The following is a 16,429-nucleotide window of genomic DNA, read 5'->3' on the forward strand; positions in this document are numbered from 1 at the left end:
GGGAGATTGCGGTTTGCAAAAGCGAAGCTATCCTGAACTCGTTTCAGGAATCCATCGCATTCGCCTGCAAATCCAGACTTGCGAGGTTTTAAAACTTACCAAGGCTTTCACCGCTTAGTTATTTCTCGTGTTTAAACCCCAAATCCCCCTCAACCTTAAACCCAGGCTTGCTATACCCCTCTGGCACATAGCCATCTGGAATTTGAATGTGGTTACCATCGCGCAGTGAAGTGTAGTGCGGCGACATGATCTCCACCCCGGCCTCGTTGAATTTATCCTGTATGTTTTGATGCAACCGCGAATATACCACGGCCATTTGGTTGGATAACGCGGTATAAGCATTTAACTGGTAGCTCACGTTAAAATCATTAAGGGCAGTTTGCAGCACAAAGGGTTGCTTATCGGCCATAACGCCTTCTGTTGCCAGGGCAGCACTGGTGAGCAGGTTATGCACGGTTTGCCAGGGCACATCATAACCAATGGTTACGGTGGTATTTAATATGAGGCCCATGGTTTTGGCAACGGTGGTATAATTAACGGTATGCCCGCTTAGTATGGTGGCATTGGGAATGGTAATATCTTCATTTTTAATGGTGCGCAGGCGGGTAACCAGCAGGTTTTTTTCTACCACATCGCCGCTTACTTCGCCAACCTTTATACGGTCGCCAATTTTATAGGGGCGCATATAGGTAAGTACAATACCCGATACCATGTTGGATATGGCCGACGATGATCCTAAAGAAAACAGCACACCCAAAAACACCGTTACACCCTGGAAAACTTTAGAATCGGACCCTGGCAAGTAAGGGAAAATTACCACAAACATAAACGCGAAAAGCAGCACCCTGATAATGTTATAAGTGGGCATTGCCCACTCGGCATAAAATCCGTTGATGGTAATAGCACCCTGCGCAATTTCATTAGCAATAAACTTTACCAGTTTTACAATATAACGGGTAACCACATAAATAACCGCTATGGTAAGCAGGTTGGGTATGTAATTCACTATAGCAAGCAAAATGCTCTTAAACGGCGTTACAATATATCCCAACAGTAAATTAGCTATGGGTTGCGATGATGGAAAAATAAAGAACAGCACCGGTAGTGCCAGGTATACAAGTAGTATGATGAGCACAAACCGTCCTATACGCAATAGCCCGGTAATTAAAGGCAGCAAACGGTGAGCGTACGCAACGGGCGCCCCTTTGGCTGCCAGTTTATCCACGCGAATTTCCCAGGCTTTAAGTAACCTTAATTTCGCCCACCGGGCCATTTTGTTAAGCGCCCATATTAAAATAATGAGCAGGATAACCACAGCAGCAGCCTCCAATATATTGATGGTTACCTGCTGCGTACTGTTGTTGGCAAAGTAATTACCCAGCTTGGTTTTAAGGATATTTAAATAGCTGGCTGCAAGCTGCTGGCGATTAACTTCAGAGAATTTGGCATCCTGGTTATTAACCGCCATAATAACCTGCGATTTATAGGTGATAACCGATAGGTTGCTATCATTACTAAGCTTCAACGAATCCTTATTGAAATCTATATGATTTATAAGCCCCTCGATGCGTTGGGTTACCACCGCGGCCCGTTCTTTGGCTTCAAAAAGACCCTGGCCGGCGTAAAATTTAAAAAGCGTATCGCTGTTAATAATTACCGGCTGGGGCTGCAAGCTAACCGGGTTTTGCGCGTAGGTGGTAAATGATAAAATTAAAAGCAGGATTAGCAGGTAATAATTTTTACGCATAACAGGTATATTTCTGTTAAAGCTAAAAATTATATTAACCAATACCTAACCCTCCTGCACGAGGTCGGTACCAAAACGGCCGGCAACATCGGCAAACAAATCGTTAAGGATAGATTCGATGGTGAGCGAGTTTACATCATCAACATAGTGCTCATTGCGGGTTATCTTTAGCTTGTGCCCATCAACCTCCAGGTTAAACAACGGACCATCGTACAAATCCGGCTGACTAATTTCTAACACATCATCCTTACCGCTAATGATGAAATTAATATGGCTTTGCCTGCGTTCATGAAAAAGCTCGTTAAGCTTATGCTGCAAAATGTTAAACAATTCGTGAATATGAATGGGCTTATGCAGTGTTATAATTTTCATGGTAATACATTTGTATTGTTTAATATTACAAAGCAATTTTGTTATTGTTTGCCCCACCCAAACCCTCCCCAAAGGAGAGGGCTTTAAGAAGCAGGGGGAAATAAAGCGTTTTTTAATAGAAGTAATACTACATTAAAATTAAAAGTCTCCCCTATCGGGGGAGATTTAGAGGGGGCTATATGAATTACAAATTACTTGGCCGGTCGGGCCTTAAAGTTTCTGAACTGTGCCTGGGCACAATGGGTTTTGGTACCGAAGCAGGCTGGGGTGCCGATAAGCAAACCAGTTTTGATATTATGGATGCCTACGCCAATGCCGGTGGCAATTTTTTAGATACTGCCAACATGTACAAACTTGGCACCAGCGAGCGGATTATCGGCGATTACCTATCGCATCATGACAGGGATTATTTTGTGCTGGCTACCAAATACACATTAAAGGACAATGTAACCAACCCCAACGCATCGGGTAATAACCGCAAAAACATGATGCGCAGTGTGGAGGAAAGTTTAAAGCGCCTCAAAACAGATTTTATTGATGTGCTTTACCTGCACATTTGGGATAATATTACTCCTATTGATGAAGTGCTGCGCGCGATGGACGACCTGATTAAACAAGGTAAAATAACCTACGCTGCCATAAGTGATACGCCGGCCTGGGTGGTAGCCAAAGGAAACACGTTAGCCGAACTGATGGGCTGGAGCCAATTTATTGCGCTACAGGTAGAATACAGCCTGCTTGCCCGTACTGCCGAACGTGAACTGATCCCGATGGCCAAACATTTTGGCATGACAGTTACGCCCTGGGCACCCCTTGCAGGCGGCGCGCTCACGGGCAAATATTTAAAAGGCGATAAGGGCCGCATAAAGCCCGAAAGCAACAGGCTTAATGCCCGTGCCGAAGGCATCACCAAAGTAGTAATGGACATAGCTGCCGAACTGGGTGTAAGCGAAAGCCACGTGGCCCTTAACTGGACCCGCCAACAACATTTTTCCTGTATCCCCATTGTGGGAGCTACCAAAGTTGACCAGTTGATGGATAACCTGAAAACCGTTGACAGCGTTTTAACTGCCGACCACATGAAACGCTTAAGCGATGCCAGCGCTATTGAACTTGGTTTTCCCGGCGACTTTTTTAACGAAGAGGCGGTAAAAAATAACAGCTTTGGTGGTTTTTATGATCGGGTGGAGAAAAGATAAACCGGCTTACCGCACATCGCCATCATTAATACTATGTGTAACGTGATTGGCATGATGCGCATGCCGGGTATCATCATGATGATGATGCTCAAGTATTTTTTCCCGTTTTTGTTTGCGCTGAAAAAAGCGCCTTACGCGACTAAAGATCTGTTGAGCTTTGCGAATTAAGCGCGAATCCCAATGGTCAAACCTGCCACTTAAAGCAAGTACACCAAAAATCACAAATGCCGTTATAGCAACTAATACAAATATGTGTAGTCCGTTATTGAAGAAATCGCTCATTATTGACAATCAATTAATTACTAACCTGTAAAGGCAATAGCTGTGCCTTTTTCAGATTTGTATTTTTAACTAATTGACAATCTGGCATTTGGCTTTTCTTTGGCGATTTAATAAATGGTTCAAATGTGTATCCGTATCTATACAAAAAATAGAAAGCTGGCTAATGGCGCTTTATTCAAACCGTTTCAGGTAAGTAGGGCTAACCAAAGCGCCATACAAAATGTAGGCAGGCTCATTCAGGCTAAACCAGGGAACTTCCTGGTATTGTAATAGCTGTATGCTTTGAGCAGGCATATAGCTCTGGGCTATCAGGAATTTCTTTTGATGTTGGGCGTTCTCCACCACGTTCATCACTATAAAACAATGCCCCGGTGAGCCGCCTTTAATAAACACATCGCCGGTTTTTAAAGTAGCGGGATTTTGAACAGGCTTCAGTTCTTTTTCTAACGATAGCGTACCGGCATAGCTGAATACCAGCATCATGTATCGCATAAAATTAGGGTAACTGTAGTCCTTTTTAGCTTTCAAAACCCAATGCTCGCTACTGTAGCGATATCCATTGGCATAATGAACAAAATCGCACTTAAAACCGCTGGTGAAGTTGAAGGAGATATCCTGGTATTTCTTTTGGGAATACAGGTATTCACCCCGCAGGCGCATTACGGCATCGGCACATTGCTGTAAATCGTAATTGCCTACGCTTACATCTAAAATACCCGCTGTATACCCTTCCGTGCGGGCCACCTTACCCTGGTAAGTTAAACACTGCGAACCATAAGGCTTTAAGGGTACCGCCTGCAGCCAGGCAGCAAAACTGCCTGGAGTTACCGTGCATTGCTTATAGCCCGCGGGTGCTTTAAACCGGCTTACCACATTATCCGTTTTAACCGGACCGGTCAATAACAGCGACGCCAACAGCAGTAAAATTCCTTTCATAACGTTTTTGCTTTTTTTAATTGCAGGTAAGGATTAAACGGCACCGGCAAATCATCTACCAGTTTAAACGCCGAAAAATGCAAATGCGTAGGCGAGCGTTTTTTGTAAGCATTGTAGCCGGTACGGCCAACTTCAGCGATTTTTTGCCCCTGTCGTACATCGTCGCCCGGTTTTACAAAAATGGCCTGGTTGTGGGCGTAGTAAGTAAAATAGTTTTTTGTAGGGTGATAAACCCATATAAATTTGCCTCCCCTAAGGTTGCTTGTTGGCTCCCATTCATCGGTGCAGGCAATTACAAAACCATCATCTACAACCAGCACGTCAACAGGCTTATGCGTATGGTCGTCTATACAATCCTGGTTTTTATCATTTATAAAAATATCATGAGCCGGGTGGGCACCATGTTTATTGCCATCAAGGTAACGATAGCCTTTATCAGAATAGCCATCTCCATTGCCACCAATAGCATGGTAATTATAACCGCGCAACGGAAATATCCATGAGGTTTTGGCTTCTACAAGCTCATTCCTAACAGTAACCCAAAGGTCAATTTGCTTTATAAAATCGCGAAACTGTTTTTGAGCCTCAGCATTTTTTATCCCACCGTTCAAAACCGCGCTGTTAAAAGTGTTGAACTTTTTACAGGCCTCAACCCTATCAATAGTTTGAGCATGGCTTTGGGTGTGTATAAATAAAATTAAGGCAAACAGTACAATTTTTCGCATAAGGTTTATTCTGATCCGGGATTACTATAACTAAATAAGCATCAAAATATTATGCTTCAATTTTAATATCGTATTTAGCCAGTAGGCCGGGTAAACCATGCAGGCTGAACATGGCTTTTTTTATCATGTTATCATCCGGATCGATAGTAAAATTGTAGCTGCTGCGCAGGTCGGCACCTTTTAATATGGTACGACTGAAGAATGCCCGGTTAAGATTACAGTTGATGAATTTGGCCTCGGTTAAATCGGCCTCGGTAAGGTCGGTTTCGGTCATAGAGCAATCATTGAACCGGGCCTTTTTGTTTTTCTTTTTATAGAAGATAGCGTTATCCAGTATGCAATGCTCAAAATGAACTTCAAATAAAAAATCGCGGGCCTTGCTAAAGTTTAGTCCACTTAGTTTGCAGTGTTTAAATACGATGTTTTGAAAACCCGCGTCGCTGGCGTCGGCAAGAGCCAGGTTGCAGCCATCAAAAACGCAATCGGTAAATACCACGCCATTTAGGTTTGCCCTGCTTAAATCGCAGGATACAAATTTGCAGTTTTCATAAGCATGGTTGCGGCCGGTTATTTGCAGAGCAGGAGTTTTGGTAAAAGTTTCGTCTTCGAAAAGCATTTTTTAGTATCAAGTAGTTAGTATCAAGTATCAAGATTTTTTGGTGGGGGAGCAAAATGAGTTATGCCCCATTAATAGCTTTTTTATGCAGAGAGGCATACATCTCTGCATAAAAAGGGACATTCAAAAATCTGTAATTTGAGTCGAAAATTACCACTTCAGCCCCATGTTCCAAAACATAAAAGCCCATTTATCAACCTGCCCGCTAATTACCTGGGCTGTTGATTGACCTGCGCCATGGCCCGCGTTGGTTTCTATACGAATAAGTACCGGAGCAGTACCTTTTTGATACTCCTGCAGGCGAGCGCCAAATTTAAATGAGTGGGCGGGCACCACACGGTCGTCATGATCGGCAGTGGTAACCATGGTTGCCGGGTAAGCCTGCGGCTTTAAAGCGTGGTATGGCGAATATTTATACAGGTATTCAAACATGGCTTTTGAATCTTCGGCTGTGCCATAATCATAACTCCAGCCAGCGCCGGCTGTAAATTTGTTGTAGCGCAGCATATCCATAACGCCAACAGCCGGGAAAGCAACTTTAAACAAATCGGGGCGCTGGGTAAGCATAGCGCCAATGAGCAATCCGCCGTTTGAGCCGCCGGATACCGCCAGTTTTTCTTTTGAGGTGTATTTATTTTTAATGAGATATTCGGCAGCGGCAATAAAATCGTCAAACACGTTTTGCTTTTTTAGCTTGATGCCCTTTTTATGCCAGGTTTCGCCGTATTCGCCGCCACCGCGTAGGTTGGGTACCGCGTAAATGCCGCCATGCTCTAACAGGATAATGTTTGATGTGCTAAAAGCCGGGGTTAAGCTTACCCCAAAGCCGCCGTAGGCGTAAAGCATCAGTGGGTTTTCGCCATTAAGCACCGTCCCCTTTTTGTAGGTGATGATCATTGGGATGCGGGTTTTATCTTTTGAATTATAAAACACCTGTTTTGATTCATAAAGTTCGGGATCAAACTTAACCCCCGATTTTTTATATAGGGTTGATTGCCCGGTGGCTATATTCAGTTTAAAAATAGTTGCGGGGTATACATAGCTGGTAAAAGTGTAATAAGTTTCCTTTTCCTCCTTTTTGGCACCGAAACCTGATGCTGTACCTACCGATGGCAGGTTAATGGTACGCTCCAATTTGCCATCCATATCGTATTGTTGTACAAACGAGGTGGCATCTTTAAGGTATTCGGCAAAAATTTTACCACCACCTGTGCTGGCGGTCAATACGTTTTTGGTTTCGTGAATCAGGTCTTTCCAGTGCGTAATGGTTGGGTTCGCCGCATCAACTGTAACAATTTTAAAATTGGGCGAATAAATATTGGTAATGATGTACAACTTGTTGCCCACATTATCCAATACCGAATGCTGATTATCAAAATTATTAACCACATTGATAATCTGGCTGCCGGGTTTACTCAAATCCTGTATATACAATTCGTTACCGGTGGTTGACGTTGCGGCCGATATTACCAGGAAGCGCTCATCTTCGGTAAGGTATGCGCCAATATAACGACGTGGGGTTTTATCGCCCCCAAAAATCAATTGATCTGTACTTTGGGGTGTGCCCAGTTTGTGATAGTACAACTTATGGTATTGCGTTAACCCGGATAGCTGGCTACCTGCTTTGGGCTTATCATAGCTGCTGTAATAAAAACCATCAGTACCTTTCCAGGCCAGGCCGCTAAATTTTACATCTATCAGGGTATCGCCCACAACACTTTTATCGTCGGTTTTTATGACGATGACCTTCCGCCAGTCTGATCCGCCTTCCGAGATCTGGTAGGCGGCCAGTTCGCCATTTTTGGTAAAATCAATGCCCTGCAAAGAAGTTGTACCATCGGCAGAGAATTTATTGGGGTCTAAAAATATTTCGGGCGTACCGTTGTCGCCAACTTGCCGATACAAAACCGATTGGCTTTGCAGGCCGTCGTTTTTATAAAAATAAGTGTATCTGCCTTCTTTAAATGGAGCGCTGTATTTTTCATAGTTCCACAATACTTCAAGGCGTTTACGCATGTCTTCGCGAAAGGGAATTTGTTTTAAATAATCCTGAGTAACCTTATTTTCTTCCTTTACCCAGGCTTTGGTGTCGGGCGCCTGGTCGTTTTCGAGCCAGCGGTAAGGATCGGGCACCGAGGTGCCAAAATAAGTATCAACGGTATCAACTTTTTTAGTTTGCGGGTATGGCAGTGTTTTAATAGTCATTTGTTGCGCGTAGGTGTAGCTGCAAAATAAAACAGCTAATGCAAATAAACACGGTGTTTTTTTCATCTCACTTTAAATTACAGGAAACTAAAGATATGGATTTGAGCCGGATGCCTGCAAGCTATTTAAGGCAATAAAGGTTAAAAGTTGTTAATATTTGCCGTTTGCTGCCATATAATTGAGCGGGGCAAGCTATATTAGCGCCCTGTAAGTAAAACCGGCAAAACCGGTGCCTGGTCAGTTGTGCTGTTGGGTATGCATATATTATATATTAAACGGCCTATTTCGCAATATCGGGCCGGTCAATGATAATAATGCTTTTTTTTACACGTTTGCTAAACCAAATAAACAAGGTAGCGGGCAAACCTTATTTTATTTAACAGGACTATTACAACATGAAACAAATTTTTACACTATTGGCTTCAGCTTTTTTTATGCTGATTGTTTTTAACGCCAGGGCGCAGGATGTACAGGATGAGGATATTGCTGCAGAAAAATCCAAAAGCTATATAAGTTTAGGTGCAGGCCAGTCAAGGCCGTTTGGTGCTTTTAAAGTAACAGATTATGCTAATCCAAAATCTGGCTTTGCCAAAAAAGGATTGGTTTACTCTATTGATGGAGCGCACTACTTTTTTAAACGTGCTGCCTTAGGTTATACCGTTACTTACCAGGACCAGGGTAACCTTACTTATGATGATGATGTTAAAATATCACAAGGCTACACAGATTCTTATAAAGCAGATGGATCGACAGTTACGGCCAACAAACGCTACCGCAGCCTTAACATTTTATTAGGCCCACAATATTCTGTAGTATGGCACGCGTTTACGTTCGATTTCAGGGCATCGGCAGGTGCTATCAAAAGCTTCGCGACACCTCAAATAGCCGTTTTAATTTCGGGTGTTGATGCGCAAACTGCCGAGTTTATTCAACAAAGCTCAAATAAGTTTGCTTTTGCATACGGTGGCAGTGTGGGCATTCGCCTAAATACAGGCGCGGGCTGGGGCTTGTTCCTGAAAGGCAATTACGTAAACTCTGCCGGACCAAAAATTACTTACACCGATCGTACCCTGGTATTAGGCCGTACGGTAACCAACCAGGCTATTACAGAAGGCCAGGCCATATTTGGCTTATATAAAGAGTTTTAGTATTTGAAATGGCTGTAAAACAGCCCTCTTAATAAAAGTGAATGGGCTATAATGTAATCATTATAGCCCATTCGCTTTTATTGTTACCTTATCTTTTACGATTGATCCAAAAGCAATTGTCAAGCCTGGTAAAACCCACTTTGGGATAATAATCCATAGCAGTTGGTACCGATAATAAAATGAGGGTACACTCGTCGCCAATTAATTCCCGGGTAATATCGATTAGCTTTTTGCCAATACCCGATTTTTTAATTTCCGGGCTTACGGCCAAATCGGCCAGGTAGCAGCACCAGGCTTTATCCGTTATGGAACGGGCCACGCCAACAAGCGTTTCGCCTTGCCAGGCAGTTACCACAATATTTGAGTGTTCATACATAGCCTTAATGCGCACGGCATCATTTGTTGGGCGAGGCAAACCCGCGGTATCATATAATGCTATTATTTGTTCGGGTTGTGGTGTTACGTCGGTTTTATAAATTATGCCTGTCATTATTTAGTAAGATGCTTAACATTGTTATAAAGATACAATAGTCATTGTTGTTTGCAGTTTGGTGCAGGTTCCTTTATCACCCATATTTTCTTAAATTTGTGTAGAAATACATGGACGAAAACCGGTTAAATATTTTAAATCAATCCAACAGAATGCTCAGTAAGCTGCAACTGCTTTCTGTATTTTTTGGCGATGAAATTATTTACAAAATTTACCTGCGCAGCCAGGTGATCCATAAATTGTTTGAAACCAATCCAGAACTGGATATCAACAAGCTCGATCTGTTTCACCTGCAATTTACCCAAAGCCTTATCGACCTGCTTCGTAAAATCAAAAAGAACAACGAAACCAATGTGAGTTTGCTGTTTGATGAAATCCAGATCAATAAGGAAATGATGGAAAGGCTGAACGATCCAACGTATACCGTAGCCAACTTCAATATCGAAAAACAACGGCAGGCGCTCAAAGTGAATCTTTCTTTACGGAAGCTTTTCCAGGTATTGTCGGATGAATCGACAGAAAACCCCTTATCTAAAAATATCAACGCCTTTAGTTCCCGTTTCGCTGCCGACTTTTTTTATACCATCAGTACCGATTTGATGGAAGAGCTTACCGCCTACGGCTTGACAGATATTTATAAAAACAATTATGCAAAAATTCAGCGCAAGCTGATGGGCGTACTGTGCAAGTACGATTTTAAGACCGAGTTTTATTGCGGATTAAAATCGGGCACGCAGGTAATAGAAGTATATAAGTTTTTAGATGATGACCGCCATTTTATTTATGCGCCATCTGATAGTCTTTTTGTGTTTTTGGATGTTGCGAAAATTGCCGGTATAGATATGAGCACCAACCTATCTAAAAAAGAAAAACTGGTTTACGAACTGAAGGATAAAAACGACCGGATGGAAGGTAACGCCGCGGCTATGAAAGCCAATATGCCCGCCGAAATTACCAGCCTGTTGGCCGATAATTACAAAAAGATATCTGACATTAGCTTTCTCGATAACATCACCAATATTGATGTACAGGCTAATATTTTAAAAAGCATGCTCAATACCGATTTAATTTAGTTTATTTAACCCCAATAAAAATACATTACCTGCCAACCTATGGATTTTTTACACACAATTTTAGGCGCCGATATTAAAGCCGGATTACTGATCATTTTAAACCTGATAGTTATAGAGAGTTTACTCTCGGTTGATAACGCGGCTGTATTGGCCACCATGGTGCTCGATTTGCCAAAAGATCAGCGTAAAAAAGCTTTGCGCTACGGTATTATCGGCGCGTATGTATTGCGCGGTATTTGTTTGTTCCTGGCCTCGTGGCTGGTTAAAATATGGTGGTTAAAACCTATCGGCGGTTTATACCTGCTTTACCTTTGCTTTGACTATTTTAAAGGTAAAATACAAGCCGCAAATGCCGAAGGTGGCGAAGAAGAGGTTGATAAAAGCAAAAACTGGTTATATAAATCAACCGTTGGCGTATTCGGCGTATTTTGGGCTACTGTGGCCCTGGTAGAACTGATGGACCTTGCCTTTTCAATAGATAACGTATTTGCCGCTGTGGCCTTTACAGATCACGTGGTGCTAATTTACATAGGTGTATTTATTGGCATCCTGGCCATGCGTTTTGTAGCGCAGGCCTTTGTTAAGCTGATGGAAAAATTCACCTTCCTTGAAACTGTAGCCTTTATTGTTATTGGTGTGCTTGGTGTTAAGCTATCACTATCCTTATACGTACACTTTTACCCTGAGGCATCGCTATCAAAAGCCCTAACAGGCGAAAGCGCTGATATAGCAACGTCGGTATTTACAGTAGCAATTTTCATTATCCCGGTATTAACATCGCTGTTATTCAACTTCCCTAAACGCCACACCATTGAACCCGAAGTTGCCGAAGCTGCAGAGGATGTGCTGGACAAGCAATAGGTTTGGAGGTGAAAGATGGAAGGTCTGTATTATTCATTTTGATGTAACCATATTGGTAACATTCGTTATCTTTGTATTAATGAGAGTTATTGCGGTAAAAACCCTAAAGGAATATATCGTTGAGTTTTACCAGGCTGAACAAGCATTATTAAGTTGGCACGAGGAAGCCTTATTGGCCAATTGGAGTAACCCTAACGAGTTAAAGGCCCAATACAGAAATGCTTCAGTGTTAAATGAAAAAAGGGTTGTATTTAATATTCATGGTAACAGCTATCGGCTTATTGTGGATATTGAATATCGATTGAAAATAATCTTTGTTGTTTGGTTTGGAACACATAATCAATACGACAAAATAGATGCTAAAACTATGAGTTATGTTAAAACCAATTAAAACAGAAAAGGAATACACAGATGCGCTTGGACGTGTGTACGACCTTATGCAAGGCAATATAACAGAAGCATCACCAGAGTCAGATGAGCTCGAAATTCTTAGTATCCTAATAAAAGAATATGAATTGGTCCATTATCCGGTTGGGCATCCCAATCCTCTGGAAGCTATAAAGTTTAGAATGGAACAAATGAATTTGTCGGAAACCGAGTTGAGCAACATTTTAGGGAATCGTTCCCGCAAATCTGAAATACTATCGGGAAAAAGAAAGCTAAGCCTATCTATGATTCGGAAGTTAACCGAAATATTGAAAATACCGGCTGAGGTTTTGATCCAGGCATATTAATCAAACCAATGAACTTCAACAAAATAATAGCTTCCATTTTTGGTATAGGCTTTTTAAAGGGTGGTGGTACTTATGCCGCTATAGTTACCTGCGGCGGCATATGGGCCTTGTGGAAATATACCTCATTACAAAATCCATGGTATTTGTTTGCCATTACCGTTGTTATAACCCTATGGGGAGTTTATGTAAGTAATAAGGTTGAACCAGATTGGGGCGAAGACAGTTCGCGCGTGGTAATTGATGAGGTAGCGGGTATGCTCATCGCGGTTCTTTTCCTGCCGCAAAACCTGTATTTTTTAATAGGCGGCCTGGTGCTGTTCCGTTTTTTTGATATTGTAAAACCATTGGGCATCCGCAAAATGGAAGCCTTGCCTGGCGGTACCGGTGTAATGATGGATGATGTACTGGCGGGTGTGTACTCCAATGTAGTGCTTTGGGTGGGGTATTTGGTTTGGATAAAATTTGGACAATAGAAGCCTGATTGTATTAAACTAAAAAACCGCCCTTTTAACGGTCGGCTTTTGTTTTTATGATAAGTGTTTGTGTAGGGTCTTGTTTATTCGTAACGCAGGGCCTCAACCGGATCGAGTTTGGCAGCCTTTTTTGCCGGGTAGTATCCAGAGATCAGACCGATAAAGGTACACAGTACCACCGCGAAGATGAGCCATCCCCATGGTACCGCGAATGTGCCGCTTATTTGCACCGCTATAACGTTGCCAGCCGCCATGCCTAATACAATACCTGCCGCGCCACCCATGAGGCAAATTACAATAGCTTCAATTAAAAACTGTTTACGAATCACCGCCGGGGTAGCACCAATAGCCTTACGCACTCCAATTTCGCGCGTACGTTCGGTTACCGATACCAGCATAATGTTCATAAGTCCTATTGCCGCGCCAATGAGCGTTATTATGCTGATTGCAAAACCACCCGCGGTGATACCGGCCAATTGCCCGCCCAATTCCTTTTGAATTGAATCGCTTCGCGACATTTCAAAGTTATCCTCATTAGCGATGTTTAATCCGCGTACATTTCTGAACAGCGAAGTAGCTTCACCAAGAGTGGCATCCAGGGCCCCCGGGCCTTTTACCTTTACAGTAATGGTATAGGATATATTTTTGTTGGTATCAATCTGTTTCGCTTTCAGGATCGGGATAATACAAAACTTATCGCCCCCAAATGAGCTTGAACCTTTAGAGGCTATCACCCCAACAATTTTATATTTATTACCACCAATAAAAACGTTTTGATTTACGGGATCGGAATTTTTAAATAGCTTTTGTTTGATCTCATCTCCTATTAGCACCACGTTTGATCCGTGCTCCAGTTCTGACGTTGAAAAGTTACGACCGAACGAAAGCTTTTTGCCGCTTGTAAGCAGGTAGTTTTCATTTGAGCCAGAGATAGAAATGTTCTGATTAGTTTTTTCGCTACCAAATTTGGCTACCGCGGTACCGGTAACATCTAAATTAATGGCGATAATTACGGGCAGCTTAAAAGTTTTTTTAAACCTGTCCGCCTGGTCATAAGTAATAGACGGATATACTTTACGGTGGCCGCCATTACCAAAATTTAATCCCTCGCCCCGGTTTTGGATAGTAAAGGAGTTGGCTCCCAAATCGGCAAAGGCATCGTTGGTAAACTGCCTTATGCCTTCAATAGCTGTTAAAATACTTACCAAAGCCATAATACCTATAGCGATGATTAGCGCAGTTAAAAATGTACGCAACCTGTTACCGGCTATGGACTGCAGCGCTATAGAAATATTTTCTCTGTACGAGGTTTTTACAGGCATGGGCGTAATTGTATGATAAAAGCACGTGTTTGACTAATAGGGCTATAGGTTTGTTACAGCTTGGATAAAAAATAGAGTCAAGAATCAAGAGTCAAGAACCAAGACTGAATTATATCGTCCGGAAACCCCACCTTTTATCCTTTGTTCAATAGTCTTTTTTCTGACAGTCCCTAAATCTCATAGTCCAAAAATCTCTTAAATAAACTATATTTATTGCATCTACTATTATAATACTATGAGGAATATTTATGCGCTTTTATTGCTGCTGGCTATCGCTTTAAGCGCGAAAGCCCAGGATACTACTAAAAGAGTGATGCGGCGAAGCTACACTATTGATGAAACTTCGATGGTAAAAGACTCGACCGGGAAGGTTTTGAGCTTTGCAGAATGGACTGCCTTAACCCGAACCCGTGAATACCTGGTGGTACCAGAAGATTTTGGCCAGCTTAATAATAAGTACGTTTTGTTAAAAAAAGGTGGCGATGCCATAAACCACCGCCTTCACCGCCCCGCGGGTAACATACCGGCCAACAAACCTGTCAATAACGATCCCGGTTCAGCTATTCCTCCCCAGCCGCCAGCTGGCGATCCGTATGATAAGATGAAGAATTGGCCAAAGCCAATTGAGTCTGAGTATTTTAAAACCGGCCAGCAAATAAGATCGTTTTCCACTCATGATATTAACGGTAATAAGCTTTCATTGAAAGAGTTGCGTGGTAAAATTGTTGTGCTTAACTTTTGGTTTATTGGCTGCCCGGCCTGTATGGATGAAATTCCCGCACTTAATGAAGTATCCGCCAAATATAAAAACAATCCCAATGTAGTGTTCATCGCCGTAGCGCTTGACACTAAAAGCTATATCAAAAAGTTTTTAGCCGAAACGCCATTTAACTACCAAATAATTGATGACGGGGGCTTTTATGCTAAAACTTACGGTATTGGATTATATCCAACCAATTTAATATTAGATAAAGAAGGCAAAGTTGCAATGCATTGGGTAGGCGATGCCCCAAGCGCGCCTTACTGGATGACAAAAACAATAGATGAAAATTTGAAATAAAAAGATCCACCTTTTTTATGGGGCGGATCTTTTATTTCCATCAGGTGGCTATTATTTACAAGCTACCCATAAAGGAAATCGATTTAAAAGAAAAGGCCGATATAAATATCAGCCTTTTTATGAAGAAGAACCAAGAATTAAGAGTCAAGAAGAAGCTTCAATTTACATTAACCTTTTCGTCTTGATTCCTGGCTCTTAATTCTTGACTCTATTTATACAGAGAACGAAGTTCCGCAGCCGCAGGTACTGGCAGCGTTGGGGTTATTAAATGTAAATCCGCGGGCGTTGAGGCCATCCTGGAAATCTATTTGCATGCCCATGAGGTACATGCCGTGTGCTTTATGCATAAAAACTTTAATGCCATCGATGATAAACTCCTGGTCGCCATCTTTTTTCTGATCGAAACCTAAAACATAGTTCATGCCCGAACAGCCACCACCTTCAACACCCACACGCAAGCCAAACTCTTCGCCTATTTCTTGCTGATCTTTTAATTTAAAAAGTTCCTTTACAGCTCCCGGAGTAAATGATACCGGTAAAATTTCAACAGCAGTACTCATCTTATTTTTTATTTATCTACACAAATATAAGGTAAAATGTGGATTTTTACATCCACAGGCGTTTTATGACCTGCGTTTAACATTTTCATGACCATGTTTCAACTGCCATTTTTGTTTGATATTTTAAAGTACACGGTGTCGGGTGTTGGCGTAGTGTATGTCGCTTTTTACCTGTTTAAGCCCTACCTGGATAAATCAGAAAGCATCCAGATCCTGGAACTTAAGCGCACCATCAGCAATCAAACCCTTCCTTTACGCTTGCAAGCGTATGAGCGCGTTGTGTTATTCATTGAACGCATCAACCCATCAAGCATGCTGGTTCGCCTAAACGGATCGGCCAATTCCGCTGCCGAACTGCAAGCCATTATCATGGACGAAGTGCGCAGCGAGTTTCAGCACAACATTACCCAGCAAATTTATTTAAGCGCTAAAGTATGGGCTGTAACCAAAAGGGTAAAGGAAGATACCCTGAACGTTATTAATAACGCCGTTAAGGCCCTGCCGGCAGATACCAGCGCACTGGAACTGAGCAAAACCATCCTGGTGCATCTGAGCAAATTAGACGATGATCCTTATGAAATGGCGTTAAGCCTGATCAGACAGGATATGGAAGAGCTATTTTAACC

At 42.3% G+C, this 16,429-nt stretch carries 19 protein-coding genes; 9 read left to right on the forward strand and 10 right to left on the reverse strand.

Annotation, left to right across the window (positions count from 1 at the left end):
- Positions 1-118: 118 nt before the first annotated feature.
- Both QWZ17_RS11585 and QWZ17_RS11590 read right to left on the reverse strand, forming a co-directional pair.
- Positions 119-1,747, reverse strand: coding sequence for a mechanosensitive ion channel family protein (locus QWZ17_RS11585; RefSeq protein ID WP_290305370.1), 1,629 nt, complete (start codon positions 1,745-1,747; stop codon positions 119-121).
- Between the two features lie 45 nt (positions 1,748-1,792).
- Positions 1,793-2,119: a hypothetical protein gene (locus tag QWZ17_RS11590; protein WP_290305371.1), complete on the reverse strand. Its 327-nt coding sequence runs from the start codon at positions 2,117-2,119 to the stop codon at positions 1,793-1,795.
- Between the two features lie 179 nt (positions 2,120-2,298).
- Between QWZ17_RS11590 and QWZ17_RS11595 the strand changes: the two genes are divergently transcribed.
- Positions 2,299-3,318 carry an aldo/keto reductase gene (locus QWZ17_RS11595; RefSeq protein ID WP_290305372.1) on the forward strand — a complete coding sequence of 340 codons (1,020 nt, stop codon included), beginning with the start codon at positions 2,299-2,301 and terminating at the stop codon, positions 3,316-3,318.
- A 6-nt stretch (positions 3,319-3,324) separates the two neighbouring features.
- On the opposite strand, the gene QWZ17_RS11600 is transcribed toward QWZ17_RS11595, so the two are convergent.
- The 5 genes from QWZ17_RS11600 to QWZ17_RS11620 all read right to left on the reverse strand — a co-directional run bounded on the left by QWZ17_RS11600 (position 3,325) and on the right by QWZ17_RS11620 (position 8,148).
- The gene (locus QWZ17_RS11600) at positions 3,325-3,600 is read right to left on the reverse strand and encodes a hypothetical protein (protein WP_290305373.1); all 276 of its coding nucleotides are present in this window, start codon (positions 3,598-3,600) and stop codon (positions 3,325-3,327) included.
- A 171-nt stretch (positions 3,601-3,771) separates the two neighbouring features.
- On the reverse strand, positions 3,772-4,536 hold the full coding sequence (locus QWZ17_RS11605) for a DUF4846 domain-containing protein (RefSeq protein WP_290305374.1): 765 nt from the start codon (positions 4,534-4,536) through the stop codon (positions 3,772-3,774).
- The gene (locus QWZ17_RS11610) at positions 4,533-5,261 is read right to left on the reverse strand and encodes a M23 family metallopeptidase (protein WP_290305376.1); all 729 of its coding nucleotides are present in this window, start codon (positions 5,259-5,261) and stop codon (positions 4,533-4,535) included. Before QWZ17_RS11610 ends, QWZ17_RS11605 begins: the two co-directional genes overlap by 4 nt.
- Positions 5,262-5,310: 49 nt before the next feature.
- Positions 5,311-5,877, reverse strand: coding sequence for a pentapeptide repeat-containing protein (locus QWZ17_RS11615; RefSeq protein ID WP_290305377.1), 567 nt, complete (start codon positions 5,875-5,877; stop codon positions 5,311-5,313).
- Between the two features lie 150 nt (positions 5,878-6,027).
- A complete protein-coding gene (locus QWZ17_RS11620) occupies positions 6,028-8,148 on the reverse strand; it encodes a prolyl oligopeptidase family serine peptidase (protein ID WP_290305378.1) in 2,121 nt (706 codons plus the stop codon).
- A 329-nt stretch (positions 8,149-8,477) separates the two neighbouring features.
- Here QWZ17_RS11620 and QWZ17_RS11625 point away from each other — a divergent pair, with 329 nt between their 5' ends.
- A complete protein-coding gene (locus tag QWZ17_RS11625; protein WP_290305379.1) occupies positions 8,478-9,230 on the forward strand; it encodes a hypothetical protein in 753 nt (250 codons plus the stop codon).
- A gap of 88 nt (positions 9,231-9,318) precedes the next feature.
- On the opposite strand, the gene QWZ17_RS11630 is transcribed toward QWZ17_RS11625, so the two are convergent.
- Entirely contained in the window at positions 9,319-9,720 is a 402-nt protein-coding gene (locus QWZ17_RS11630) for a GNAT family N-acetyltransferase (protein WP_290305380.1), read from the reverse strand.
- Positions 9,721-9,872: 152 nt separating this feature from the next.
- Here QWZ17_RS11630 and QWZ17_RS11635 point away from each other — a divergent pair, with 152 nt between their 5' ends.
- The 5 genes from QWZ17_RS11635 (at position 9,873) to QWZ17_RS11655 (ending at position 12,861) form a co-directional block, all read left to right on the forward strand.
- A complete protein-coding gene (locus tag QWZ17_RS11635) occupies positions 9,873-10,793 on the forward strand; it encodes a hypothetical protein (protein WP_290305381.1) in 921 nt (306 codons plus the stop codon).
- 39 nt (positions 10,794-10,832) lie between these two features.
- Entirely contained in the window at positions 10,833-11,654 is an 822-nt protein-coding gene (locus QWZ17_RS11640) for a TerC family protein (RefSeq protein ID WP_290305382.1), read from the forward strand.
- Positions 11,655-11,733: 79 nt separating this feature from the next.
- Positions 11,734-12,045, forward strand: coding sequence for a type II toxin-antitoxin system HigB family toxin (locus QWZ17_RS11645; RefSeq protein WP_290305383.1), 312 nt, complete (start codon positions 11,734-11,736; stop codon positions 12,043-12,045).
- Complete coding sequence (locus QWZ17_RS11650) at positions 12,029-12,388, forward strand: helix-turn-helix domain-containing protein (protein ID WP_290305384.1); 360 nt, start codon at positions 12,029-12,031, stop codon at positions 12,386-12,388. Before QWZ17_RS11645 ends, QWZ17_RS11650 begins: the two co-directional genes overlap by 17 nt.
- Before the next feature lie 8 nt (positions 12,389-12,396).
- Entirely contained in the window at positions 12,397-12,861 is a 465-nt protein-coding gene (locus QWZ17_RS11655; protein WP_290305385.1) for a phosphatidylglycerophosphatase A family protein, read from the forward strand.
- A gap of 83 nt (positions 12,862-12,944) precedes the next feature.
- On the opposite strand, the gene QWZ17_RS11660 is transcribed toward QWZ17_RS11655, so the two are convergent.
- Positions 12,945-14,183, reverse strand: a complete 1,239-nt coding sequence (locus QWZ17_RS11660) for an ABC transporter permease (RefSeq protein ID WP_290305386.1) — start codon at positions 14,181-14,183, stop codon at positions 12,945-12,947.
- Between the two features lie 235 nt (positions 14,184-14,418).
- Between QWZ17_RS11660 and QWZ17_RS11665 the strand changes: the two genes are divergently transcribed.
- Positions 14,419-15,243, forward strand: coding sequence for a peroxiredoxin family protein (locus QWZ17_RS11665; RefSeq protein WP_290305387.1), 825 nt, complete (start codon positions 14,419-14,421; stop codon positions 15,241-15,243).
- Between the two features lie 212 nt (positions 15,244-15,455).
- Here the strand turns inward: QWZ17_RS11665 and QWZ17_RS11670 are convergent, their stop codons facing one another.
- Positions 15,456-15,803 carry a HesB/IscA family protein gene (locus QWZ17_RS11670; protein ID WP_290305389.1) on the reverse strand — a complete coding sequence of 116 codons (348 nt, stop codon included), beginning with the start codon at positions 15,801-15,803 and terminating at the stop codon, positions 15,456-15,458.
- An 87-nt stretch (positions 15,804-15,890) separates the two neighbouring features.
- On the opposite strand from QWZ17_RS11670, the gene QWZ17_RS11675 reads away from it, so the two are divergent.
- On the forward strand, positions 15,891-16,427 hold the full coding sequence (locus QWZ17_RS11675) for a DUF7935 family protein (protein WP_290305390.1): 537 nt from the start codon (positions 15,891-15,893) through the stop codon (positions 16,425-16,427).
- Positions 16,428-16,429 lie beyond the last annotated feature (2 nt).

Origin of the sequence: Mucilaginibacter flavus (assembly GCF_030409315.1) — a bacterium.
Classification (GTDB): domain Bacteria; phylum Bacteroidota; class Bacteroidia; order Sphingobacteriales; family Sphingobacteriaceae; genus Mucilaginibacter; species Mucilaginibacter flavus.

Bases quoted from the DNA above. Each gene is read 5' to 3' on its own strand.
- QWZ17_RS11585 (WP_290305370.1), bottom strand. From the start codon at position 1,747: ATGCGTAAAAATTATTACCTGCTAATCCTGCTTTTAATTTTATCATTT.
- QWZ17_RS11590 (WP_290305371.1), bottom strand. From the start codon at position 2,119: ATGAAAATTATAACACTGCATAAGCCCATTCATATTCACGAATTGTTT.
- QWZ17_RS11595 (WP_290305372.1), top strand. From the start codon at position 2,299: ATGAATTACAAATTACTTGGCCGGTCGGGCCTTAAAGTTTCTGAACTG.
- QWZ17_RS11600 (WP_290305373.1), bottom strand. From the start codon at position 3,600: ATGAGCGATTTCTTCAATAACGGACTACACATATTTGTATTAGTTGCT.
- QWZ17_RS11605 (WP_290305374.1), bottom strand. From the start codon at position 4,536: ATGAAAGGAATTTTACTGCTGTTGGCGTCGCTGTTATTGACCGGTCCG.
- QWZ17_RS11610 (WP_290305376.1), bottom strand. From the start codon at position 5,261: ATGCGAAAAATTGTACTGTTTGCCTTAATTTTATTTATACACACCCAA.
- QWZ17_RS11615 (WP_290305377.1), bottom strand. From the start codon at position 5,877: ATGCTTTTCGAAGACGAAACTTTTACCAAAACTCCTGCTCTGCAAATA.
- QWZ17_RS11620 (WP_290305378.1), bottom strand. From the start codon at position 8,148: ATGAAAAAAACACCGTGTTTATTTGCATTAGCTGTTTTATTTTGCAGC.
- QWZ17_RS11625 (WP_290305379.1), top strand. From the start codon at position 8,478: ATGAAACAAATTTTTACACTATTGGCTTCAGCTTTTTTTATGCTGATT.
- QWZ17_RS11630 (WP_290305380.1), bottom strand. From the start codon at position 9,720: ATGACAGGCATAATTTATAAAACCGACGTAACACCACAACCCGAACAA.
- QWZ17_RS11635 (WP_290305381.1), top strand. From the start codon at position 9,873: ATGCTCAGTAAGCTGCAACTGCTTTCTGTATTTTTTGGCGATGAAATT.
- QWZ17_RS11640 (WP_290305382.1), top strand. From the start codon at position 10,833: ATGGATTTTTTACACACAATTTTAGGCGCCGATATTAAAGCCGGATTA.
- QWZ17_RS11645 (WP_290305383.1), top strand. From the start codon at position 11,734: ATGAGAGTTATTGCGGTAAAAACCCTAAAGGAATATATCGTTGAGTTT.
- QWZ17_RS11650 (WP_290305384.1), top strand. From the start codon at position 12,029: ATGTTAAAACCAATTAAAACAGAAAAGGAATACACAGATGCGCTTGGA.
- QWZ17_RS11655 (WP_290305385.1), top strand. From the start codon at position 12,397: ATGAACTTCAACAAAATAATAGCTTCCATTTTTGGTATAGGCTTTTTA.
- QWZ17_RS11660 (WP_290305386.1), bottom strand. From the start codon at position 14,183: ATGCCTGTAAAAACCTCGTACAGAGAAAATATTTCTATAGCGCTGCAG.
- QWZ17_RS11665 (WP_290305387.1), top strand. From the start codon at position 14,419: ATGAGGAATATTTATGCGCTTTTATTGCTGCTGGCTATCGCTTTAAGC.
- QWZ17_RS11670 (WP_290305389.1), bottom strand. From the start codon at position 15,803: ATGAGTACTGCTGTTGAAATTTTACCGGTATCATTTACTCCGGGAGCT.
- QWZ17_RS11675 (WP_290305390.1), top strand. From the start codon at position 15,891: ATGACCATGTTTCAACTGCCATTTTTGTTTGATATTTTAAAGTACACG.